Raw genomic sequence first — 22142 nt, 5'->3', positions numbered from 1 at the left:
GAAGTTACTGCAATCAGAGCCGGAACAGAGGGGGACGATATGGGGATGACAGTCGACGAGGCGTCTCGCGTCGGTGGAATGAAGGAGGCGCGACTGATCGCCGGAAAGGGCGGCCAGACGAATGTCGTGCATCATGTGAATGTACTCGAGACAGTCACCGAGCATGAGGAAGACTGGGATATTCGCCATCATCTGTTTCTGACGACATTGAGCTTTACGGGAAGCGACACGAATCGGCAGGTCGCACTGATCAGACAATTGAGCCGCGGCGGTTGCGCGGCTCTCGTGTTTCAGGCCGGACTGATCGATCCGTTGCAGCCGGCCGTATTGCAGATGGCGGACGAACTCTCGCTGCCGCTTTTTGAGCTCCCGCTCAGCGTCGATTACGCGGAAATCCTGACGCCGCTCATCTGCGCCGTTCAGCGCGAAGACGGCTACGTCGCGCGCGAAGCCGGCATGATTCAGCAGCAGCTGCTGACGGAAATGTTGAACGGCGGCGGATTGAATACGCTCGTGTCGTTGCTCGCGCGCGTGCTGCGACGGTCGGTCGTCGTGCTGGACGATCGCGGTGTGCTTTATGCGGCATCGGACGAATGGGGGGCCGCCGACATCGCCGCCAATCTGCCGGCGTCCATCGTGCCGACCCGGACCGTGGTCAGGAGCGCCGCCTGGATGGTCGCCCTCGGCCGCCGGCCCGATACGCCGGTCGACGGCTACCTGATCGTGAACGTGCCCGACGGGCTGGAACCCAGCCCGCTGGAAGTCGCGACGATGGAGCAGGCGGCGGCACTTCTGACCCTGGAACTGACGAAACAGCGCGTGGCCGACGAGGCCTACGCCGAGCCGTTCAGGGATTGGCTCGCGCAGCTTGCCGCAGGCGACGTCGAGCGGGCGGATGCGCTGGCGCTGGCGAAGTCGCTCGATCTGTCGTCGCTGAGCGTGGCGGTTCTGTTCGAGCCCGCGCGGCTGTCATGCGATGCGTCGACGCCGCTCGAGGCAAGAAGCCGGGCGATCTGGCGGGCGATCTATGCAATCGAATCGAAGCCGCTCGTGTTCGAGTGGGACGGACGCTTGCTCTGGTTGCCGTCGATTCCGCGCGGTGCGTCGTCCGACGGCACGCGGCAGGCGATCGACATGCGGCTTCGCCGGATCTGGGAGCGCCTCGCGGACACCGGGCGAGAGGCCTGGCGGATCGCATGTGGCGCGCCGGTCGACTCCGCGCTGGACCTGTATCGAAGCGTGCTGGACGCCCAGGCAGTGTTGGCGCTCGACGCTGCCGCGCTGGCCGACGGCCCGGTCGCGTACGACGATGTCGCGCTCGACGTGTTGTTCCGCCAGATCGCGTCGCAGCCGGCCGCGCGACGCTGGGTCGACAGCATGGTCGGTGCGCTCGCATGTCACGACCGGGCGCAGGAAAGCGAGCTCGTGCGTACGCTGGAGGCATTCTTCGACGCAGGCCAGTCGCATAAGCTGGCGGCCCATCGCCTCGGCATTCACCCCAAGACGCTCAAATACCGGCTGGACAAGATCGAGCAGATCGTCGGCTGCGTGCCCCTCCGGGACGCCGCCCAGTTCGGGCTGCACTTCGCGCTGAAGTTGTCGCGTAGCGCCGGCTGACGCGGTTTCGCCCCGTACGGCTGCCCTGTTATCCCGCCGGGATAAACGCCCCGTTTCCCGTTGCGTATCTTGTCTAGTGACCGTCCGAATTTGGCGCCCGATTCTCGGTACCACGCTGCCGGATGCGAGTTGCATCCGGCGTGGCGATCCAACCCGAGAACCGAAGGGGCACTCAAGACATGGAACGACGGACAAACGACCCGGGCAGTCGACCGGGCGCCGCGGCAGGGGGCATGCATGCGGCAGCTTAACGAAGACGCGGTGAGAAACATCGCATTGGGGGCGGCAGTCCTGGGCACGGGCGGCGGGGGCGACACGGCGATCGGGCTTTATATCGCGCTGGACGAAATTCGCCGCAGCGGCCCGATCGAACTGCTGGACGTGAACGAGGTGCCGGCCGGCGCGCTGATCCTGCCGACGTCGATGATGGGCGCGCCCGCGGTCTCGATCGAAAAATTGCCGTCCGGGCGGGAGCTGGACATCGTGTTCGACGATATGCAGGCCGCGCTCGGCAAGCGGGCATTCGCGACGATGCCGGTCGAGATCGGCGGCGGAAATTCGCTGGTGCCGCTCATCCTGGCCGCGCGACGCCGGCTGCCGGTCGTCGACGCGGATGCGATGGGACGCGCGTTTCCGGAATATCAGATGGTGTCGTTTCATCTGCATGGCCTGGCTGCCCGCATCGCCACGTTTGCCGACGAGCGCGGCAATCGCGCGACCGTGCATCCGATCGATGGTGAATGGGGGGAACGCCTCTGTCGTCCGCTGGTGGACGCAATGGGTGCGAACGCAACGGCTTGCGATTTCCCGCTGACCGGCGAGGAAGTACGCCGGTGCGCGATACCGGGCTCGATCACGCTGGCCGAGGATATCGGCCGGCTGATTTCGCGGGCCGGCGATCGTCAGACCGGCAACGTCGTGACCGATCTGGCCGACGCGCTGAACGGCTACCTGCTGATCGAAGGAAAGATCGCCGACCTGAAGCGTCGCACGATGGGAGGATTCACGCGCGGCTCGATGGTGATCGCAGGCATCGAGCAGGACACCGGGCGCAGCGTGACCGTGAATTTCCAGAACGAGTTTCTGGTTGCGCGGGATGCGCAAGGCGTCCTGGCGACCACGCCGGACCTGATCACGCTCGTCGATCATGAAACCGGCCATGCCATTCCGACGGAAACGTTGACCTACGGCATGCGGGTCGCGCTGCTCGCATGCCCGTGCCATGACCAGTGGCGCACGGAGCAGGGTATCCGGACGACCGGCCCCCGGTATTTCGGCTACGAGGTGGACTACGAGCCGGTCGAATCGATCGCAAGGAGGCGCGCATGACCGTCTATCGAATCGGAATCGACGTTGGCGGCACGAATACGGACGCCGCGATCCTGAATGAAAACCTGACCTGCATCGCGACGGCGAAGGTGCCGACGACCGTCGACGTGTTCGGCGGCGTGCGCACCGCCATCGAGCAGTTGCTGTCGGATACCGGCATTGCGCGTGACGAGATCGGACTGGCGATGCTCGGTACCACGCATTGCACCAATGCGATCGTCGAACGCAAACGGCTGCGGCGCGTCGGTCTGCTGCGGCTGGCGGGGCCGTCATCCGCGTCCGTGCCGCCTCTGGCCAACTGGCCGTGCGATCTCGCGGCGGCGGTCGGTTTGCAATGGCGCATCGTGGGCGGCGGTTACGAATACGACGGCCGTCTCCTCAGCAAGCTCGTCGAGAGCGAGATCCGGAACACCGTTCGCCAATGGCGCGGCAACATCGACGCGATTGCCGTGTGCGGCGTGTTTTCCAACATCAATCCCGAACAGGAGTGCCTGGTCGAGCAGTGGGTGCGGGATGAACTCGGCGCGATTCCCGTCACGCTTTCGCACCGGATCGGATCGGTGGGCTTTCTGCCTCGCGAGAACGCATCGATCCTGAATGCGGCGCTGGGCGACGTGATCGAGGACGTGATCGCCGGTTTCGGCAACGCGCTCAAGGCGACGCGGCTCGACCACGCGCGTGCGATGATCGGACAGAATGACGGCACGCTGATGGCGGCCGATGTCGCGCGTGCGTTTCCGGTGCTCACGATCGGGTGCGGGCCGACCAATTCGCTGAAGGGCGCGGCGTTTCTCTCGGGGCGCAAGGACGCGATCGTCATCGACGTCGGCGGCACTACCGCGGACATCGGGATGTTGATGAAGGGATTCCCGCGCCAGTCCGCGCTTGCCGTCGACATCGGCGGCGTGCGGACGAACTTCAGGATGCCGGACATCATTTCGCTCGGCATCGGCGGCGGCACGGTGATCGCGCGCGGTCCGGACGGTGTTCCGGTGATCGGCCCGCAAAGCGTTGGCTATCGACTGACCAGCGAAGCGATGGTGTTCGGCGGATCGACGCTGACGCTGACCGACGTCGCGTCCGTTCTCGGCACGGGACTTTGCATCGGCGATCGTGTGCCGGACGTGTCGGCCGGCTTCTGTCGGACCGCATTCAATACGGTGCTGCGGCAACTGGCGGGCGGTGTCGAGCGAATCAGGAGCAGCGGTGTACCGTTGCCGGTCATTCTGGTCGGCGGCGGAAGCGCGTTGTTTCCCGATCGCATCGACGGTGCCGACGAAGTCATCCGGCCGGCCAACTTCGGTGCGGCCAACGCGATCGGCGTGGCGATCGGCGACGTCAGCGGCGAGGTCGATCGCATCGTGACGATGCGCGACGACATTCGCGACGAAACGCTGGCGTCGTTGCGCGACGAAGCGATCCGGGCCGCCGTTCACGCGGGCGCCGATCCGGCGACGGTGGAGATCCTCGAGCAGGAGGACGTGCCGCTTTCCTATCTTCCCGGCAATGCGACGCGAATCCGGTTCAAGGTGGCCGGTCGCCTTATGTCGCCGGCGCATCCTTCACATCGTCAATAGGTGCATGACAGCCATGCTTACTCAATCCAATCTGAAGGCGATTATCGCGGCGGTTTCGTGCGCGATCACGGCGGCGGTCTGTTGCACGGCGACGCATGCCGACGAGGCCAAAGTGCTTCATGTGTATAACTTCTCGGAAAACATCGCGCCGGGCACGGTCGAGAAGTTCGAGAAGGAAACGGGCATCAAGGTGACGTACGACGTTTACGACACCGACGACACGCTGATGACCAAGCTGCTCGCGGGGCGGTCGGACTACGACATCGTCGTGCCGAGCAACAACTACTTCGCGAAGGAAAAGGATGCCGGCCTGTTCGCGCGGCTCGATCCGGCGAAGTTGCCGAACCTGAAGAACCTCGATCCGCAGATCGTCAATCTGATCAGGATCAACGATCCCAAGGGGGAATATGGCGTGCCGTACGTATGGGGCATCACGGGGCTGGCCTACAACCTGACCGAGGTCAGGAAGCGTGCCGGCACGGATGCGCCGCTGAACAGCTGGGACATGATCTTCGACCCGAAGTGGGCCGGCAAGCTGAAGTCGTGCGGGATCTCGCTGCAGGACAACGGCGGCGAGACTTTCCAGGATGCGTTGTTCGGGGCGAAGCTCAATCCCGATACGCAGGACCCGAAGGACTTCAAGGCCGCGCTCGACAAGCTCAAGGCGATTCGCCCGTATGTCACCCAGTTCAGCTCGTCCAGCTATATCGCGGATCTCGCGGGAGGGGACGTATGCGCCGCCGTGGCGTACTCCGGCGACGCACAAACGGCGAAGCTCCAGGCGAAGGCAGCAGGACGAAAATTCGATCTGACCTTCGTCATTCCGAAGGAGGGTGCGCCGCTTTGGGTCGACATGTTCGCCGTTCCCGCAGGCTCGCCTCACAAGGAGAATGCGATGAAGTTCATCGATTTCATGTTGCGCGCGGATGTATCGGCCACGCAAACCAATGAGCTCAAGTATCCGACTTCGGTCAGCGCTGCGCGTCCGCTGATCGATCCGAAGATCATGAACGATCCGGCCATCTTTCCGCCACCCGAGGACATGAAGCGGGTGACGCTCGAGAAGCCGCTGCCGATCTCCCTGATGCGCCAGATCAATCGGGATTACCTCGAGCTGAAAGCCGGGCGATAAGCAGGCGCGACGCCGACATGACGGCGTCGCACGCGATGAATACATCCATATTGATATGCACAACGAAATAATTGGCACGGTGAGGAGGCGCGGGATGAGCAAGCGGATTGGAGCGTTGCTGATGGCCTGTGTGCCGGCGGTTTCCCATGCGGACACGGTCGTCGACGAACTGAAGGCGCAGTTGCAGGTGTTGCAAAGAAAGGTCGAAAGTCTGGAGCGGGCCGCGAAGGATGCGCCGGCGAAGTCGGGGAGCGCGAATCCGGGTGTTTCGGAGGAGGAATTCGCCGATCTCAAGCAACAAGTGGCCAGACAGAATCTGCAGGTCGAGACACTCAGTACGGCAGCGAGCGAGGGGCCGATCGCCGGCCTGTCGATCACCGGCTATCTGGATCCGATGTATCTGTACAACCGGAATGCGCGCAGCGGCGGCGTCTCGTTTCTCGATCACAACAGCGGGTATACGTACTATGGCGGCAACATGGGCGACGTATACCTCGACATCAAGAAGACGTTCGGCGTCGGGCCTACCGCCCCTTCAGCCGAAATCCAGATTCAGCCCAACCGCGGTGCCGGCAATACGACGCTCGACGGTGCCAAGGGAAACAATATTTTCAATACGGCCTTCGTGACGATCCCGCACGACGACACGAACCAGTTCCTGTTCGGCCTCATGCCCAGCGTCGCAGGCTACGAGTCGCAGCAATCCAACCTGCTGCCGACGCTGACGCACAACCTCCTGTACGACTTCAGCATTCCCGGCTATTTCGTCGGCGCCGGATACAACGGATCCAAGGGCGACTACAGCTGGAAGGTGATCGTCGGCAATGCGCAGAACCTGACGCACGCGGCGACCGCATCCGATTCGAGCGGACGCCTGCATACGAGTCTCACGCCGATGATCAACTGGCGGATCGATCGCAGCAAGGGCGCCTGGGACGTGGGGTGGTCGGGTGCGATCGGCCGCCAGCCGATCTATTCGGGCAATGCCGGCGGGGATTGCGCGTCGGGAGGCTTCGGCTACAACTGTACGGCTGCATCGCCGTTTTCGACCTACATGTTCATGGACATCGACGCGACCTACGCGGTCGCGGACACGACGTTCAACGCGGAATTGGACGTCGGCAAGCAGAAGCATGCGGCATGGAACGGACGGGATGCAACGTGGTGGGGGCTTTCGATGCTGTATACGCGCAAATGGCACCTGCCGACGATCGGCCTGATGGGTGTCGCGTTGCGCTGGGATTATCTGAACGACAGCCGTAACGGCGGCGGAGGCGGGAATACCTATGTCGGCGGCAGCGCGCTGGCGGGCAACGCCTCGGCCGGAACCGACGGCCTGAACGGCTTCGGGATCGATCCGTCCTGTCTGGCCGCGTCGAGCGACAACGGACTCGAATGTCGCGGGGCGAATCGGCAGGACGTCGCGTTCGACCTGATGTTCTACCCGGCCGTGAACTACACGATCAAGGTCGAATACCGCCATGACTGGGCAAACAAGAACGTGTTCCAGCGCGCCGACGGCTCGTGGCGAAAAAGCAATGACGTGATCGGCACGACGCTGGTCTATACGTTCTGACCTCGGGCATCGCGCATGACGCGCATGCCGACGGAATCCGATTTCATTTTCAGACGAGCGAGCACTCCATGAATCTCACCGACGCCGCACCGCTGTTTCAGCGGCCGGCCAACCTAAGCGATCCGGCGCACAGCGATGCCGGATTCGTCCGCATCGAGAAGCTGGTCAAGAAGTTCGGCGATGCGGTTGCCGTGCAGGAGGTCGACCTCTGCGTCGGCAAGGGCGAACTGTTCGCGCTGCTGGGCAGCTCCGGATGCGGAAAGTCGACGTTGTTGCGGATGCTGGCCGGCTTCGAGGCGCCGACTTCGGGCCGCATCCTCGTCGACGGCACGGACATCACGGAATGTCCGCCGTATCGGCGGCCGGTCAACATGATGTTTCAGTCGTATGCGCTGTTTCCGCATCTGAGCGTCGCGCAGAACGTCGCGTTCGGGCTGAAATGGGAAAAGATGACACGGCATGCCCGCAGGGAGCGCGTCATGCAGATGCTCGAACTGGTGCAGATGGCCTCGTTCGCGAACCGGCGGCCCGATCAGCTTTCCGGTGGGCAGCAGCAGCGTGTCGCGCTTGCTCGATCGCTGGCGAAACAGCCGAAGCTCCTGCTTCTCGACGAACCGATGTCGGCACTTGATCGGCAGATTCGCCAGCAGACCCAACTGGAACTCGTGAAGATCATCGAGAAGGTCGGCGTGACCTGCATCATGGTGACGCACGACCAGGAGGAGGCCATGGCGATGGCTGACCGTCTCGCGATCATGAGCGCCGGAAACATCGTGCAGACGGGAACGCCTCGCGACGTCTACGAATATCCGAATTGCCGGTTCACGGCGAGTTTCATCGGCACGACCAACATTCTCGAGGGAACCGTGCACGAGAGCAGCCCTGATCATACGGTGATCCGCTGCGGGCAACTCGAGTCGGAGATATACGTCGGCCACGGCATCACGGGTTCGCCCGGCATGGCGGTCGCCGTTTCGGTCCGGCCGACCCGGGTCAGGGTGTCGCGCCGACGGATTGCCGGTGAACGCAACTGCGCTGTCGGCACGGTCGTCGACACGGTGTACATGGGCGATTATTCGAGCTTCCATGTTGCCCTTGCGAGCGGCAGGACATTGCTGTCGCATGTGCCGGTCGCGGGCGGGACGGTTGATCGCCTGCCCGCCGCGGGAGAAGAGGTCACCCTGTGCTGGGATGCAGACGACGTGATGGTGCTGACGGCATGAACATCTCCCGTATTCAGTTGACGCAGCGCCGCCGGTTGCCGACCGTGCTGCAACGCGTGCCGGCATGGTTCGGCTCGATTGCGCCGAGCCGGCGCAGCCTCGCGATCGCCGTTCCGTCGGCCTGGCTCGCGCTGGTGCTCGCCATTCCGTTTCTGCTGGTCCTCAAGATCAGTTTTTCAGACGTCGCGCTTCGAAGCCCGCCCTATACGGACACGATCGTCGTGTCGGATTCGCTGATTCGGATCGTATTGAGCCTGCAGCATTACGCCAACGTGCTGACCGACAGTCTCTATGTGTCGACCTACTTCAGTTCGCTGAAAATCGCGGCGATCTCGACCGCACTGTGTCTCGTGCTCGGCTTCCCGTTCGCGTATTGCATTTCGCGGGCGTCGCCGGCGCGCAGGAACGTGCTGCTGCTCGGCGTGATGTTGCCGTTCTGGACGTCATTCCTGCTGCGGGTCTATGCGTGGAGCGGCATTCTCAAGGACGACGGCATCCTCAACCGCGCGCTGATGGCGGCCGGTCTGATCGCATCGCCGCTGCGCCTCTATCACACCGATATCGGCGTCTATATCGGGATGGTGTACTCGTACCTGCCGTTCATGATCATGCCGTTGTGCGCGCACCTGATGAAGATGGACATGCGCCTGCTCGAGGCGGCCTACGATCTCGGTGCCGGGCCGGTGGAGGCGTTCTTTCGCGTCACCATCCCGCTCGCGCGAAACGGCATTGTCGCCGGCAGCTTGCTCGTGTTCATTCCGTCGGTCGGCGAATACGTGATTCCTGAATTGCTCGGCGGATCCGACACGTTGATGATCGGGCGGTTGATGTGGGACGAGTTTTTCAACAATATGGACTGGCCGGCGGCGGCGGCCATCACCGTCGCGATGATGGTGTTGCTGCTCGTGCCGATCGCTGCATTTCAGCATTACCAGAACCGCGAGCGTGGAGGCACGGCGTGAAGAACATGACTGGCAAGGCGAGTGTGCTCGTGCTCGTTCTCGGATTTGCATTCCTGTATTTTCCGATTGCAAGCGTGATCGTTTACTCGTTCAACGATTCGAAGCTGGCAAGCGTGTGGTCCCATGCATCGTTGAGATGGTATGCCGAGCTGACGCGCGACGACGAACTGCTGCATGCGGCCGGGCTTTCGTTGAAGATCGCGTTTTGCGCCGCATGCCTGTCGGCCCTGATCGGCACATGGGCGGGCTTCGTTCTCGCGCGCTTCAATCGCTTTCGCGGGCGGTCCGCGTTTTCGCTGTTGATCAATGCGCCGCTCGTCATTCCGGAAGTGGTACTCGGCATCGCGTTGCTGCTGTTGTTCGTCGCGCTCGAGCAGTGTCTCGGCTGGCCGTCCGGGCGCGGCTGGATGACGATGGCGATCGGACATACGGTGCTGTGCGTCTCGTACGTCGCGGTCATCGTTCAGTCGCGCGTGAAGGAGCTGAATATCGCCATCGAGGAAGCCGCGCTCGATCTGGGTGCCGGCCCGGTCGCCGCGTTCTTTCACGTGACGCTCCCGGCGATCTTTCAAGCGATCGCGTCCGGATGGCTGCTGTCGTTCACGATTTCGCTCGACGACCTCATTCTGTCGGCATTTCTCTCCGGGCCGGGTTCGACCACGCTGCCGCTGGTGGTGTTCTCCCGGGTACGGCTCGGGATGAATCCGGAGATGAACGCGCTGGCAACCGTGATGATCGGGGGCGTATCGCTGATCGTGCTGACGGCGAGCGGTCTGAAACGCCGGCAGGTTCGATTTGCGCGGTAACGGCGAACTCGGCCTGCCGGCCGGGATGCGACGGCACATTCTTCGAAAACAGGGGCGGACCGTGACCCGGCAGTCCGGGAAATTCCTACTAGTTGTCTAGGGAGGTTCCCCTCATCATGTTTCTTATTGTGGAACTTAGTTCCAAAATACGGAACCGGCGATGGGCTCTCTCGAAAACACCAGTGCGATTTTCCAGCTTCTGACTCGTCTGCGGCGGGCTGTGACAGTCAGCGATGTCGTCCAGCATCTCGATATGCCGAAGAGTTCGGCGTCGCGTGTCTTGAAGCAGATGGCGGAGCAGAAGCTCCTCGAACGCGATCCCGGGACGCTTGCCTACGGGCCGGCGTTGATGCTCCTCGAACTTGCGCACATGGTTCGGGCGTCGACGCCCCTGCTCAGCATGATGGACAAGGCGCTGAGCGGATTGTGCGAACAGACCGGACATACCGGGTACATCTCCGTCCTCGACGAGCAGGAAGTCGTCGTGCTCCGCGTTCACCCCGGCATTCATCCGTTGCGCGTCGTCACCTTTCCGGGGCAACGCGGGCCCGCATGGGCCGGCTCGACCGGCCGGGCACTCCTCGCACGCGAGACCGACGACTCTGTCGCGCACCGATTCGCCGGCGGGTTGCCGGCAACCTCGTCGGCTGCGCCGGATACAGTCGCCGAACTCTTGCGGCGGATCGCGGAAACCCGTCGCACCGGCTTCTCGGTCGCGCTGGACGAATCGCTGCCGGGGATCGGTGCGGTCGGATGCGCGGTCGGCGATCCTTCCAGCGGTGAATCGCTGGCATTCAGTCTGACGTTTCCGCTCACGATGAGCACGCCGGCGGAGATCGAGCGTCTCGCTGCGACGATGCGCGAACAGGCATCCCAGCTGGGCCGCACGGTCGGCGATCCGTACTGGTCGACGGGGCCGGCGGCGGCTGCCTGATGCTGCATCGAACGCAGCACCGTCGCTCGTACGCGGGTTTCTGACCGGTATTCAGTCTGGAGCGGCAGGCTGTCGATGCCATTCCAGATAGCTTCTCGGTCATTTAAATAAGTATGACTAATCGAAATTGATGGTGTTACAGAAAAGGAATACTGATATGTCCTCAGTCGGGAAGTCGATGCCGGATGACGAGTTGTCTCAGGAAGTTCATCCGGGTACGTTCACTTTTTCAAATGCAATTCTATTGGTAGTGCTGAGTATAGTCGGGGCGATCATCGGCATCGAAGTGGTAACTTCACTTGGCGTCACGCCAATCACGTCGATCGTCGGCGCACTTGTTGCGATGGTGCTGGGGCGTGTACCGCTTCGCCTGTTCGCCGGGTACCGGTCGATTCACGTGCAGAACCTGGCTCAGAGCGCGATTTCTGCCGCGACGTTCGGTGCCGCCAACAGCTTGTTGCTGCCCATCGCCATTCCGTACGTATTCGGTCGCTCCGATCTGGTGATGCCGATGTTCGCCGGCGCCGCGCTGGCGATGCTGCTCGACGGCTATCTGTTGTATCGAATGTTCGATACGCGATTGTTTCCCGCGTCTGGAGCCTGGCCGCCGGGTATCGCCGCCGCGGAGGCGATCAAGGCTGGCGATCAGGGCGGACGTCAGGCCCGTCTTCTGGGCGCCGGGGTGGCGGTAGGGGCGATCGGATCGTGGTTCAACATTCCGATGTCCGCGTTCGGTACGGCGTTCATCGGCAATACCTGGTCGCTTCTGATGTTCGGCATCGGTCTGCTGGTGCGCGGCTATTCGCAGCCGGTCCTCGGAATTGATATCGCCAAGGCGTATATCCCTCACGGGATCATGATTGGCGCGGGCGTCGTTGCGCTGACGCAGGCCGTGATGATCATTCGGGGGCGGCGCGATGCCGACGCCGAGCATTCCGATTCCGCCAGGCGTGTCCGGGTGCTCGGCCAGTCGCTGCGGTTCGGCGCGATCGCCTACGTGTCGATCGCTGCCACGCTCGCGGCGCTGGGCGGGCTGTTCACGGAGATGTCGCCGGGCATGTTGATCGCATTCGTGCTGTATGCGGCGCTGGCGGCATTCGTGCATGAGCTGATCGTCGGCATCGCCGCGATGCATTCCGGATGGTTTCCGGCATTCGCGGTCGCGCTGATTACGTTGCTGGTCGGCATGCTGATCGGCTTTCCGCCGATCGCACTGGCGTTGCTGTGCGGCTTTTCCGCGGCGACGGGCCCGGCATTCGCCGACATGGGCTATGACCTGAAAGCCGGTTATCTGCTGCGTGGTCGCGGCCAGAACGCGAACTTTGAAATCGCGGGGCGGCAGCAGCAGTTCTTTGCGGCGACGCTGGCGTTCGTCATCTCGATTCTGGTCGTCTATTTCGCGCATCGCAGCTATTTCCACGCCGGACTGATTCCGCCCGTCGCGAAGGTTTACGTGGCGACGATCAAGGCCGGTGTCGCGGCGGACGTCGCGAAGTCATTGGCGATCTGGGCGATTCCCGGTGCGATTGCCCAATGGTTGGGCGGCCCGAAGCGTCAGATCGGCGTGTTGCTCGCAACCGGCCTCCTGATTGCAAGTCCGCTGGCGGGCTGGTGCGTATTGACCGGCATCGCGTTGCGTCTGGTGATCGAGCGCATGGGTGGCGAGGCAGCGCGCGGCGGCATGGAGACGTTCGCCGCGGGCGTCATCGCCGGTGATGCGCTGTTCAGTTTCGTCAGCCCTCTGGTCACGTTGGGCAAGACGGGTAAATAACCAAGGTAAGTCACATGAGTTTGCATCAAACCATCCAGGTATTCGAAGCGCTCGACAGCGCCTATGCGTCGGGTCAAACGATTCAAGCGCTCTTTCGATTGTTTCCTGAAGTCGAGATCGAGGTAACACCTCTTGTCGGGGCGAAGGGCGATACCGATTTCGTCAGGATGACGATCCCGGGGCGCGCGGGAAAGCGGGCGGGAGGCCATGCACCGACGCTCGGTATCGTCGGACGGTTGGGCGGTCTGGGCGCGAGGCCGGCGTGCATCGGTCTGGTATCCGATGCCGACGGTGCCATCGCGGCGGTGGCCACGGCACTCAAACTGGCAACCATGCGCGAACGGGGCGACGCATTGGCAGGCGACGTGATCATCACGACGCACGTGTGTCCAGACGCACCGACCCAGCCGCGCGAGCCTGTCGACTTCATGGATTCGCCGGTCGAGTTCGAAAAGATCGAAGCTGAGGAAGTGCTGCCCGAGATGGATGCCGTCCTTTCCGTCGATACGACGAAAGGGAACAGGATTCTCAATCACAAGGGTTTCGCGATTTCACCGACGGTCAAGCAGGGCTATATCCTGCGCGTGTCGGAGGACCTGCTGCGAATCATGGAGATGACGACCGGCCGGCTGCCCGTCACGTTTCCGGTGACGACTCAGGACATCACGCCATACGGGAACGGCGTGCATCATCTGAACAGCATCATGCAACCGTCGATTTCGACGTCTGCGCCGGTGGTCGGCGTCGCGATCTCGACCGAGGCGACGGTGCCCGGCTGTGGCACGGGCGCGAGTCATGAAATCGACATCGCGTCGGCCGTCGCATTCATGACCGAGGTTGCGAAGGCATTCACGAGCGGAAAATGTCGGCTTCACGACATGGAAGAGTATGACCGTCTCGTCGAACTGTACGGCTCGCTTGCGCACCTCCAGCAGCGACGCGCGCTCGGTTGATGCAGAAATGAGTCATCGAGTGCTTGCCACGCTGACGATCGGCCAGGCGCCGAGGCCGGATATCGCACCGGTCGTCGAGGCATCGATGCCGCACGGCGTGAGGTGTGTTCATGCCGGGGTGCTGGATGGTCTGACACGCGCCGAAATGAATAGACGCTTCGCGCCCCGCAAGATGCAACCAAAGCTCGTTACGCGGATGGCAGACGGTACGACCGTCGTCCTCGACAAAGAGGCTGTCGGCGTCGCAATGCAGGAAATGCTCGGGCGCCTCGAAGCGCGAGGGTGCGACGCAGTTCTGCTGCTGTGCACCGGCGAATTCGACGGCCTTTCGTGCAGGCGTGCTCGGCTTTTCGAGCCCGACAAGATGATTCCGGCGGTAGTCGGTGTGATGGCTCAATCGTGGAAAGTCGGGGTCATCGTACCGCTTCGCGAACAGATCGAAACGGCGACGTCGAAGTGGCAACGCCTGGCGACGCCGGCGTTGTACGAAGCGTGGTCACCCTATACCGGCGACAACCGGGCGTTGACGGCGGCCGCCCGTGCGCTACGCGCACGCGGGGCGCAGATGCTGGTGCTCGACTGCATGGGATATGAACAGCGTCATCGCGAATATGCTTCTCACGAGGCGCGATGCCCGGTGATCCTGTCGAATTCTCTGGCGGCCAAATTGGTCGCCGAATGGATATGAATGTTGTCCGCGCCGTCGTCGCGGCAACGGTATTGTATTGAAGGAAGAAAATTGAAACGTCTACTGTTGATGAGCAGTTCTCGCAAGGGCGATCTCGGATATCTGGCGCATGCGCGCGAGCAGATTGATGTTGCGCTCAAGGGGCGTGCAAAGCGGATTCTGTTCGTCCCTTATGCAGGTGGCATTACGTCGACCTACGACGAATACGAACAAATGACGCGCCCCGTTTTCGAACAGATCGGCTTCGAATTCGAGTCGATTCATCGCGCCGATCCGCTTCGGGCGATTGCCGAAGCGGAGGCGATCGCGATCGGCGGCGGCAATACGTTCGCGCTGCTCAAGCGTCTGTATGACGAACGCATCGTCGATGCGATCCGGGAACGTGTGAATGACGGCATGCCATATATCGGCTGGAGCGCCGGGTGCAACGTCGCATGTCCGACGATCCGTACGACCAACGACATGCCGATCGTTCAGCCGCCGACCTTGCGCGCGCTCGGATTGGTCCATTTTCAGATCAATCCGCATTTCATCAGCGGAAAGCCGGCGGGGTTCAACGGCGAAAGCCGGGAGGAGCGGATCGCCGAGTTTCTCGCGATCAATCCCCGGGAGCACGTCGTCGCATTGCCGGAGGGTACCGCACTGCTCGTCGACGGCGCCGCCGCAATGGTATTGGGCGACCAGGCCGCACTGCATTTCGTCGATTCGAACAGGGCGATTCGCCTGACGGCGAACGAGATATTCAATCTCGGTGAAATCAAGGGGCCGGTGATCGACGGAAGCTGGCCCATCTCCAGGCAGTGATCGGCGCGTCGATCGTCAGCGGGCACAGGAATCGATGGTGGCTTGCCGTTGATCGACGGAACGGTGCCGCGCCGGGCTTCGCGCCGATTCCGGATACGGTAGGCGTTCGATAAGCGGCACTTCGGGATTTCATCAAGTACCGGTTCATTTCAACGTGGGCAATCAAGGAGGAGAAAATGGGGAAATATAAATTAGGAATGCTTGCTTGTGCGATATCGATGTATGGCGGTGTGGCTCAGGCGCAGAGCAGCGTGACGCTGTACGGAGTCATCGATGCAGGGATCACTTATGTCAGCAACACTGGCGGGTCCGGTGTCGCCAAATTCGACGACGGCGTATCGTATGGAAACCGTTGGGGCCTGAAGGGAACCGAGGATCTTGGGGGAGGGCTGGCGGCGGTCTTTGTGCTCGAAAGCGGATTCAGTGTGGCGAACGGGCAACTCGGATTCGGCGGCGCGGCGTTCGGGCGGCAGGCATACGTCGGGCTTCGGAACGAGTGGGGTACGTTGTCGCTTGGCAACCAGCTGGACATGACGAAGGAGTTTGTCACGTACTACAACGTATCCGGATGGGGGAGCGGGTACGCGATTCACCAGGGCGATTTCGACCGCTTCAATGGGGACCGGTTGCCGAATTCCGTGAAATTCAAGTCAGCCAACTTCGGCGGACTCGAGTTCGGCGGCATGTATTCCTTCGGCGGGGTGGCCGGGGCGTTTCATCAAAACAGTGCCTACAGCGCCGGTGCGCATTATGCCAACGGTCGATTTTCGATGGGTGCTGCATATACGCAGCTCAACAATCCGCACGGGATATACGCGTTCGATCCATACCTGATGATCGGCACCAGCACGTTCCTCGGGAAACCGACGGTCAGCGTCGATTCGGCAACCGGAGCCGTGACCGACTTGTATGCGAGCACGCCTTTTGCGGTCGACAAACAGGCGACGTTCGGTATTGGTGCGAGTTATGAAATCGGCAAGGTAACCCTGCTCGGCAATTTCACGTATTCGACCATCAAGGGAAACGGGCAAACGTCGAGAATGAAAGTCGGCGAGGGCGGTGCAGCCTGGCAGGTGACGCCGTCGTTCAGCGTGATCGGAGGGTATCAGTACACGACATTCGAAGGCCATCACTGGAACGAAGGGGCGCTTGGCCTCCATTACCTGTTGTCGAAACGGACCGATGTCTATCTGTCGGGAGACTACGTGAAGGCGTCGAGCGGTGTGAACGCGGTGGTGGGTTACAGCTTCGTGCCGTCGTCGACCACGACACAGGCAGACGTACGGATCGGGATGCGCCACTCGTTCTAGCCGCGATTTTGAGTAACAGATACTGTCCGCCTCATACCGGTTGACGTTCCTCGCCGAGCCCGCATGCAGGAAGATTGAATGGGGAATCCTCCTGATGCGGGCTCGCCGTGCAGGGAGCGAGACGCGAGGCGATCGTGAAGATAATGCGGAAGACGAGGGGATGGCTTCCGAACGGATTGCGCGAATTCACGAGCATCATGAAGAACGCGGAACGCCGGGGAGCGTAGTTGGCGGCAGGTGCGCGGCCCATGCCCTTGGAATCCGGTCGCCCAAGGGTTTCCGGTGTCACCGGGGACCAAGTGTGAGAGCGGTGGCGATGAAATAAAAAAAACCGCGCAGCGTTGCGCTGTTGCGGTTTTTTTGCAAATGCACGAAACACGGAAAAACCGTATCTGGTGCCGACGGCGAGACTCGAACTCGCACAGCTTTCGCCACTACCCCCTCAAGATAGCGTGTCTACCAATTTCACCACGTCGGCACTTCAGTACTGCAAGGGGCGCAATTCTAGCGCCACATTGCGCGTTTGTGAAGGGGGTGTGACGCGATTGCGAGGCAGGCGAGTGGGAAGCCGGTAAAATTCGCCGGATCGATCCGACGATCCTCGCAACCGCAACCCGTTTTCTCCCCGTGACGACGACTCTCGAACAACTGCAGGCCGGCCAGCTGTCGGGCGCCCGGCAACTGAAGCTCGCGTGCGGGCTGACCGAATTCCCGCGCGAGATCTTCGATCTGGCGGACACGCTCGAAGTGCTCGACCTGTCCGGCAATGCGCTGTCCGCGCTGCCGGACGACCTGTCGCGGCTGCATCGCCTGCGCATCCTGTTCGCGTCCGGCAATCGCTTCACCGAATTTCCTGAAGTGCTCGGCGCGTGCGCGCAGCTCGACATGATCGGCTTCAAGGCGAACCGGATCCGCACGGTGCCGCGCGATTCGCTGCCGCGCGCACTGCGCTGGCTGATCCTGACCGACAACGCAATCGACGCGCTGCCCGCCGAGATCGGCGATTGCGCGCGCCTGCAGAAGCTGATGCTCGCGGGTAACCGGCTGCGTGCGTTGCCGCCCGAAATGGCCGCCTGCCGTGCGCTGGAGCTGGTGCGGCTGTCGGCGAACCGGCTCGACGCGCTGCCGGACTGGCTGTTGCGCCTGCCGCGCCTCGCGTGGCTCGCGTCGGCGGGCAATCCGTTCGGCGCCGCGCCGGAAGCCGCGGCTTCGGCCGAGCCGTGCGTCGCGGACATCGATTGGACGTCGCTGACCTGCGACGAGAAGCTCGGCGAAGGCGCGTCGGGCGTAATCTACCGCGCGCAATGGCGTGTGGACGGCGCCGTGCCGCGCGCGGTCGCGGTCAAGCTGTTCAAGGGCGCGGTGACGAGCGACGGCCTGCCCGATTGCGAAATGGCCGCCTGCCTGCACGCCGGGCGCCATCCGAACATGATTCCGGTGATCGGCAAGGTGCGCGGCCATCCGGACGGCACGCACGGCCTCGTGATGGAACTGGTCGATCCGGCGCTGACCAGCCTCGCCGGGCCGCCGAGCTTCGCGTCCTGCACGCGCGACGTGTATGCGGCCGACGCGCGATTCGCGCCGGCCGACGCGTCGCGGATCGCGCTCGGCATCGCGTCGGTCGCCGCGCATCTGCACGCGCGCGGCATCATGCACGGCGACCTGTACGCGCACAACATCCTGCACGACGGCAACGGCGGCGCGCTGCTCGGCGATTTCGGCGCGGCGTCGGTCTACGACGTGAACGACCGCGAGCGCGCGGCGCGGCTCGAACGGCTGGAGGTCAGGGCGTTCGGTCATCTGCTCGGCGAGTTGCTGGCGCGCTGCGAGCCGCGTGCGTGGGAAGACTCGCACGCACTCGACGCGCTGGCGGCCGAGTGCCTGAACGAGGAGATCGACGCGCGGCCGTCGTTCAGCGAGATTGCGGCAGCGCTGGCCGCATCGAAGGACTGACGATTTCGCCCGCGCCGCGGCGCGGGCCGTCGCCGTGCGGATGCTTACGCCTGCCGCGCGGTCAGCAGCTTGATCCCGAGCCCGACGAACAGCAGCCCGCTCGCGCGCTTGGCCGCGCGTACCCACGGGCTGATGCCGATACCACGATGGAGCCGGCGCACGCCGAACGAATAGACGCTGTGCACGATGACGACGGTGCAGGCGATCGTCGCGTACATCGCGACGAACTGCATCGCGAGCGGGCGATCGTGCGCGATGAACTGCGGCATGAATGCCGACAGGAAGATCATCGTCTTCGGATTGCTGCCCGACACGAACAGCGCTTCGCGGAACAGTTTCCTGCGGTCGGGCTCGACGATCGCGGCCTCGCCGTCCGGCGAACGGCGGTTGCGCCCGCCGCGCAGTTGCCGGATGCCCAGATAGATCAGATATGCGGCGCCGACGACCTTCATCGCGATGAACAGCGGCGGCATCTCGGCCAGCACGGCGCCGACGCCGAACGCGACGAGCATGACCACCGCGCCTTGCGCGACGAGGTTGCCCGCGATCGTCGCGGCGGTGCCGCGCGAGCCGTAGCGCACCGTGTTGCGGATGACGAGCAGCACGTTGGGGCCCGGCGACAGCGTGGTGGCGAGATAGGCTGCGGCAAACAGCAGCCAGGTCTGAATGGACATGCGGCGCTCCGAAAGGCGGGTTCCGAGGTCGGGGTGAATCCGTGCATGATGCCACGGCGGCGCGGTTCACCCCGACACACGGCGTCAACGCGCGTCGCGCACGCAGTAGGCGGCGATCGACGACGGCGAATCGATCGCGGACGGCCGCGTCATCCAGGCGATCCACCCCGCCCATAACCCGCAGACGATCAGCACGGCGACATTCAACGGCGTCCGGTAGCGGACGATCAGGTTGGCCAGCGGCAGGCGTTCCTTGCTCATGTGCATCTCCTTCGGTCGGTGCGCAGGCGGCGTTACTGGCCGGTGTAGGACGGCGCCTTCGCGTCGCAGGTCACGGACGCCGTCGCGCCGTCGGCGAAATGCAGCCGCAACGGCACCTTCGCGCCGGGCGCGACGGGCTGGCGCGGCTCCTCCAGCATCACGTGATAGCCCTTCGGCCTGAACGTCACCGTGCCGTGCGCGGGCACGTCGACCGCTTCGACGTGAACCATCTTCGCGGTGCTGCCGGCCGTCTGCGTTTCGTGCATCATCGCCATCCCGAAGGCGGGCGTATCGATGCCCGTGAGCGTGACGGGCTTGTCGCCGTCGTTCTTCAGCGTGAAATAGCCGGATGACGGCACCGTCGCCGGCATCGTGCGGATCCAGCATGCATCGGCCTGCACGGCCGACGCGGCGAACGTGGCGGGCGCCTGCAGCGCCAGCAGTGCGAACAGCAGGCTGGTCGGAATCGAGCGTTTCATTGTTGGTGTTCCTGATCGGGTAGGGAAGCGCGGGCAGCGTATGCGGTTACTTCAGCGTGAACGCGTAGCGGCCCTGCGTGCGATGGCCGTCGCTCGCCACCGCGACCCAGGCGACCGTGTACGTGCCGGGCGTCAGGTTCGCCAGTGCGACATGCATCCGCTTCCGGTTGCCGGCGTCGACCGCGGATTTCCCGTCGGCGACCGACTGGCCGTGGCTGTCGGTGACGACGATCGAACTGAATGCGGGTTCGAGCGTTTCGCTGAAGTCGATCGTGACCGCGTGCGGCGCGCTCGACAGCGTGGCGTCGGCGGCCGGTTCCAGGGTTTTCGGGTGCGCGTGCGCGTGTGCGGCCTGGGCGACGACGAAGCCGAGAGCGACGAGTGCGCCGCGGAGGAATGCAGTGGTTTTCATGACGGGATGATCCGGTTGGAAATGATAAGGAAAACGATGTATTCGAATTCGGTACACGGCCGCGCGTTCGCGCACGCGCAACCAGCGGGCGAGCGCACGCACGGCACGGCGCCGCGAGCAATACGGTCGAACATGATCGTCCTTCGAAACGTGACACGGCATGCACGCGCGGACGCGTGCGGACGGCGCGATGCGCTTCGGCATCACGCGCGGTGACGACGAATCAGGACGCGAGCGGCGGGGCGCGCGGCTGCGCGGCCGTGAGCGGCAGCGCGCGGCGCAGGCTTTCGAAGCGGGTTGCTTCGCGGTGCTGGAGCGGGTGGACGTTGGCCGCGAACGTCAGTTCGGGCGCGGGCAGGGCCGGCGTATGGGCGAGCAGGCTGCAATAGCCGCAGGCCTGCAGATGCGCCTGCAGGCTTTTCGACGACGCATCGCCGGCGTGGCCGCCGTCAGCCGGCGCGGCCGTGCAGTGGCCGGCAAGCAGTGCGTCGACGCGGCCTTGCGTCGTCAGCGCCTGCGAGATCGTCGGCGCGAGCGCCGTCATCAGGATGGCGAGCATCCCGATCAGACTGACGATCTTCCGGAAACGACGACTCAGCATGCGATGCGCGGGGCGGCGTAGGGTAACGATGGAGCGGATTATGCCATGCACCCGCGGCTAGGGCATGCGGGCACGCGGATACCGGGCATGACGTGCGCCGCGCTCACGCGTGCTTCGCCAGATATTTCGTGATCAGCATCATCTGCGCGGCCCAGCCGTGATCGTTCATCTCGCGCGCCTTCGCACGGCGCGCTTCGATCAGCTGGTCGAAACCCGTCTCGGTGACCGTCAGCAGCGTGCCGCCGTCTTTTTCCGCGAGCGCGAACGTGACGAGCGTCATCGGCTCGGACGTGTAATCGAAGTTCGGGTCGATCGCGAACGGGTGCCAGCGAAAGGAGAACAGTTGTTTCGGCTCGACGCGATCGACGACGATTTCGAACACAGTGCCCGCATACGGCTCCTGTGCCTTGGCGATGTCGTCGTCGACGCGCGTCGGCGTGATGCGGCCGAACAGCGGCTGGTCGGGCACGAACGGCCCGTCGAACGACACGCCGAACCAGATGCCGAATTCGCCGGCATTGCTGACGGCTTCCCAGACGCGCGCCAGCGGCGCGGCGAGCAAGGCTTGCTTCTCGATGCGATCGGTGGACTGGGTCATCATCTTCTCCAGGCAGGCATCATCGTTGCGGGACGGCGTGCGGCCGCGCGCCGCGTTCAGTCGATCATCACCGCGTCGGGCACGTCGAGCACGACATCCGAAGTCGCGACGGCCACGCACGGCAGCGTATAGCCGTCGGCCTTCTCCTCGCGGCTCAGGCCCGGCCATTCGATCGTATAGCGTACGCTGCCGCTGACGATCCTGCACAGGCAGCTTCGGCACGTGCCGTTGCGGCACGAGCGCGGCAGTCGGACGTGCGCGAACGCGGCGGCCTCGAGCAGCGTCAGCGAATCGGGCGCGTCGAATGTCGCGCCGAGCGGCTCGATGCGCACGAGAGGCGGGTGGTCGGGATCGGTCATGGGTGAAAGCGGGCGGCGAATCGGCAGCGAAGCGAGGCAAGGCAGCGCGATGCCGGAAGGCAACGCAAGCGCCAAGCATACCCGAAGCCGCCTGCGGCCGGCGCCCGTCGGGCGGGCAACCGG

23 protein-coding genes and 1 tRNA gene are annotated in these 22142 nt (G+C 63.6%); 15 read left to right on the top strand and 9 right to left on the bottom strand.

What is annotated here, in order from left to right; genetic code table 11:
• Window positions 1–45: 45 nt before the first annotated feature.
• The 14 genes from U4Z31_RS21655 to U4Z31_RS21590 all read left to right on the top strand — a co-directional run bounded on the left by U4Z31_RS21655 (window position 46) and on the right by U4Z31_RS21590 (window position 16682).
• Window positions 46–1617, top strand: a complete 1572-nt coding sequence (locus U4Z31_RS21655) for a PucR family transcriptional regulator (RefSeq protein ID WP_321811356.1) — start codon at window positions 46–48, stop codon at window positions 1615–1617.
• Window positions 1618–1677: 60 nt separating this feature from the next.
• On the top strand, window positions 1678–2946 hold the full coding sequence (locus tag U4Z31_RS21650; protein WP_321811355.1) for a DUF917 domain-containing protein: 1269 nt from the start codon (window positions 1678–1680) through the stop codon (window positions 2944–2946).
• On the top strand, window positions 2943–4523 hold the full coding sequence (locus tag U4Z31_RS21645) for a hydantoinase/oxoprolinase family protein (protein WP_321811354.1): 1581 nt from the start codon (window positions 2943–2945) through the stop codon (window positions 4521–4523). Before U4Z31_RS21650 ends, U4Z31_RS21645 begins: the two co-directional genes overlap by 4 nt.
• Window positions 4453–5655 (top strand): extracellular solute-binding protein, encoded by a 1203-nt coding sequence (locus U4Z31_RS21640; protein ID WP_321811353.1) that lies wholly within the window; start codon window positions 4453–4455, stop codon window positions 5653–5655. The genes U4Z31_RS21645 and U4Z31_RS21640 overlap by 71 nt, the downstream gene beginning before the upstream one ends.
• 94 nt (window positions 5656–5749) lie before the next feature.
• A complete protein-coding gene (locus tag U4Z31_RS21635) occupies window positions 5750–7231 on the top strand; it encodes a DUF3138 family protein (protein WP_321811352.1) in 1482 nt (493 codons plus the stop codon).
• A gap of 68 nt (window positions 7232–7299) precedes the next feature.
• Window positions 7300–8454, top strand: a complete 1155-nt coding sequence (locus U4Z31_RS21630) for an ABC transporter ATP-binding protein (protein WP_321798671.1) — start codon at window positions 7300–7302, stop codon at window positions 8452–8454.
• A complete protein-coding gene (locus U4Z31_RS21625) occupies window positions 8451–9416 on the top strand; it encodes an ABC transporter permease subunit (protein WP_321798673.1) in 966 nt (321 codons plus the stop codon). The genes U4Z31_RS21630 and U4Z31_RS21625 overlap by 4 nt, the downstream gene beginning before the upstream one ends.
• Window positions 9417–9421: 5 nt before the next feature.
• Window positions 9422–10222, top strand: a complete 801-nt coding sequence (locus tag U4Z31_RS21620) for an ABC transporter permease subunit (RefSeq protein ID WP_321811363.1) — start codon at window positions 9422–9424, stop codon at window positions 10220–10222.
• A 160-nt stretch (window positions 10223–10382) separates the two neighbouring features.
• Entirely contained in the window at window positions 10383–11156 is a 774-nt protein-coding gene (locus U4Z31_RS21615) for an IclR family transcriptional regulator (RefSeq protein WP_321798675.1), read from the top strand.
• Between the two features lie 157 nt (window positions 11157–11313).
• Window positions 11314–12927 carry an OPT/YSL family transporter gene (locus U4Z31_RS21610; RefSeq protein ID WP_321811351.1) on the top strand — a complete coding sequence of 538 codons (1614 nt, stop codon included), beginning with the start codon at window positions 11314–11316 and terminating at the stop codon, window positions 12925–12927.
• 14 nt (window positions 12928–12941) lie between these two features.
• Window positions 12942–13880 (top strand): DUF1177 domain-containing protein, encoded by a 939-nt coding sequence (locus U4Z31_RS21605; RefSeq protein ID WP_321798679.1) that lies wholly within the window; start codon window positions 12942–12944, stop codon window positions 13878–13880.
• 19 nt (window positions 13881–13899) lie between these two features.
• Window positions 13900–14568, top strand: coding sequence for an AroM family protein (locus U4Z31_RS21600; protein WP_321811350.1), 669 nt, complete (start codon window positions 13900–13902; stop codon window positions 14566–14568).
• A 51-nt stretch (window positions 14569–14619) separates the two neighbouring features.
• Window positions 14620–15372, top strand: coding sequence for a dipeptidase PepE (gene pepE / locus U4Z31_RS21595; RefSeq protein WP_415750295.1), 753 nt, complete (start codon window positions 14620–14622; stop codon window positions 15370–15372).
• A 176-nt stretch (window positions 15373–15548) separates the two neighbouring features.
• Window positions 15549–16682 carry a porin gene (locus U4Z31_RS21590; RefSeq protein WP_124667467.1) on the top strand — a complete coding sequence of 378 codons (1134 nt, stop codon included), beginning with the start codon at window positions 15549–15551 and terminating at the stop codon, window positions 16680–16682.
• 31 nt (window positions 16683–16713) lie between these two features.
• Here U4Z31_RS21590 and U4Z31_RS21585 read toward each other — a convergent pair whose 3' ends face one another.
• Window positions 16714–17061: a hypothetical protein gene (locus U4Z31_RS21585; protein ID WP_321811349.1), complete on the bottom strand. Its 348-nt coding sequence runs from the start codon at window positions 17059–17061 to the stop codon at window positions 16714–16716.
• A gap of 14 nt (window positions 17062–17075) precedes the next feature.
• Window positions 17076–17160: transfer RNA gene (locus U4Z31_RS21580), tRNA-Leu, on the bottom strand.
• Between the two features lie 149 nt (window positions 17161–17309).
• Here U4Z31_RS21580 and U4Z31_RS21575 point away from each other — a divergent pair.
• On the top strand, window positions 17310–18635 hold the full coding sequence (locus tag U4Z31_RS21575; protein ID WP_321811348.1) for a leucine-rich repeat-containing protein kinase family protein: 1326 nt from the start codon (window positions 17310–17312) through the stop codon (window positions 18633–18635).
• 44 nt (window positions 18636–18679) lie between these two features.
• On the opposite strand, the gene U4Z31_RS21570 is transcribed toward U4Z31_RS21575, so the two are convergent.
• The 7 genes from U4Z31_RS21570 to U4Z31_RS21540 all read right to left on the bottom strand — a co-directional run bounded on the left by U4Z31_RS21570 (window position 18680) and on the right by U4Z31_RS21540 (window position 22019).
• A complete protein-coding gene (locus U4Z31_RS21570) occupies window positions 18680–19309 on the bottom strand; it encodes a LysE family translocator (RefSeq protein WP_321811347.1) in 630 nt (209 codons plus the stop codon).
• A gap of 84 nt (window positions 19310–19393) precedes the next feature.
• Window positions 19394–19570 carry a hypothetical protein gene (locus U4Z31_RS21565; protein ID WP_185733800.1) on the bottom strand — a complete coding sequence of 59 codons (177 nt, stop codon included), beginning with the start codon at window positions 19568–19570 and terminating at the stop codon, window positions 19394–19396.
• Between the two features lie 32 nt (window positions 19571–19602).
• Window positions 19603–20049 carry a copper chaperone PCu(A)C gene (locus U4Z31_RS21560; RefSeq protein ID WP_044846864.1) on the bottom strand — a complete coding sequence of 149 codons (447 nt, stop codon included), beginning with the start codon at window positions 20047–20049 and terminating at the stop codon, window positions 19603–19605.
• 46 nt (window positions 20050–20095) lie between these two features.
• Window positions 20096–20461, bottom strand: a complete 366-nt coding sequence (gene copC, locus U4Z31_RS21555) for a copper homeostasis periplasmic binding protein CopC (RefSeq protein ID WP_321811346.1) — start codon at window positions 20459–20461, stop codon at window positions 20096–20098.
• 223 nt (window positions 20462–20684) lie between these two features.
• Entirely contained in the window at window positions 20685–21062 is a 378-nt protein-coding gene (locus U4Z31_RS21550; protein WP_044846867.1) for a DUF2946 domain-containing protein, read from the bottom strand.
• Between the two features lie 103 nt (window positions 21063–21165).
• Window positions 21166–21660, bottom strand: coding sequence for an SRPBCC family protein (locus U4Z31_RS21545; RefSeq protein WP_044846907.1), 495 nt, complete (start codon window positions 21658–21660; stop codon window positions 21166–21168).
• 56 nt (window positions 21661–21716) lie between these two features.
• A complete protein-coding gene (locus U4Z31_RS21540) occupies window positions 21717–22019 on the bottom strand; it encodes a 2Fe-2S iron-sulfur cluster-binding protein (RefSeq protein WP_059527056.1) in 303 nt (100 codons plus the stop codon).
• Window positions 22020–22142: the final 123 nt, after the last annotated feature.

Origin of the sequence: Burkholderia sp. BCC1985 (assembly GCF_905339915.1) — a bacterium.
In the GTDB taxonomy this organism is placed as follows: domain Bacteria; phylum Pseudomonadota; class Gammaproteobacteria; order Burkholderiales; family Burkholderiaceae; genus Burkholderia.
Note: the sequence above shows the minus strand (reverse complement) of the source record. Positions and strands in the feature narration are given on the sequence as shown.

Coding starts and splice junctions, on each gene's coding strand:
- U4Z31_RS21620 (WP_321811363.1), top strand. CDS start 9,422: ATGACTGGCAAGGCGAGTGTGCTCGTGCTCGTTCTCGGATTTGCATTC.
- U4Z31_RS21615 (WP_321798675.1), top strand. CDS start 10,383: ATGGGCTCTCTCGAAAACACCAGTGCGATTTTCCAGCTTCTGACTCGT.
- U4Z31_RS21570 (WP_321811347.1), bottom strand. CDS start 19,309: ATGTCCATTCAGACCTGGCTGCTGTTTGCCGCAGCCTATCTCGCCACC.
- U4Z31_RS21625 (WP_321798673.1), top strand. CDS start 8,451: ATGAACATCTCCCGTATTCAGTTGACGCAGCGCCGCCGGTTGCCGACC.
- U4Z31_RS21550 (WP_044846867.1), bottom strand. CDS start 21,062: ATGCTGAGTCGTCGTTTCCGGAAGATCGTCAGTCTGATCGGGATGCTC.
- U4Z31_RS21640 (WP_321811353.1), top strand. CDS start 4,453: ATGCGACGCGAATCCGGTTCAAGGTGGCCGGTCGCCTTATGTCGCCGG.
- U4Z31_RS21560 (WP_044846864.1), bottom strand. CDS start 20,049: ATGAAACGCTCGATTCCGACCAGCCTGCTGTTCGCACTGCTGGCGCTG.
- U4Z31_RS21590 (WP_124667467.1), top strand. CDS start 15,549: ATGGGGAAATATAAATTAGGAATGCTTGCTTGTGCGATATCGATGTAT.
- U4Z31_RS21655 (WP_321811356.1), top strand. CDS start 46: ATGACAGTCGACGAGGCGTCTCGCGTCGGTGGAATGAAGGAGGCGCGA.
- U4Z31_RS21645 (WP_321811354.1), top strand. CDS start 2,943: ATGACCGTCTATCGAATCGGAATCGACGTTGGCGGCACGAATACGGAC.
- U4Z31_RS21635 (WP_321811352.1), top strand. CDS start 5,750: ATGAGCAAGCGGATTGGAGCGTTGCTGATGGCCTGTGTGCCGGCGGTT.
- U4Z31_RS21565 (WP_185733800.1), bottom strand. CDS start 19,570: ATGAGCAAGGAACGCCTGCCGCTGGCCAACCTGATCGTCCGCTACCGG.
- U4Z31_RS21610 (WP_321811351.1), top strand. CDS start 11,314: ATGTCCTCAGTCGGGAAGTCGATGCCGGATGACGAGTTGTCTCAGGAA.
- U4Z31_RS21540 (WP_059527056.1), bottom strand. CDS start 22,019: ATGACCGATCCCGACCACCCGCCTCTCGTGCGCATCGAGCCGCTCGGC.
- copC (WP_321811346.1), bottom strand. CDS start 20,461: ATGAAAACCACTGCATTCCTCCGCGGCGCACTCGTCGCTCTCGGCTTC.
- U4Z31_RS21630 (WP_321798671.1), top strand. CDS start 7,300: ATGAATCTCACCGACGCCGCACCGCTGTTTCAGCGGCCGGCCAACCTA.
- U4Z31_RS21545 (WP_044846907.1), bottom strand. CDS start 21,660: ATGACCCAGTCCACCGATCGCATCGAGAAGCAAGCCTTGCTCGCCGCG.
- U4Z31_RS21605 (WP_321798679.1), top strand. CDS start 12,942: ATGAGTTTGCATCAAACCATCCAGGTATTCGAAGCGCTCGACAGCGCC.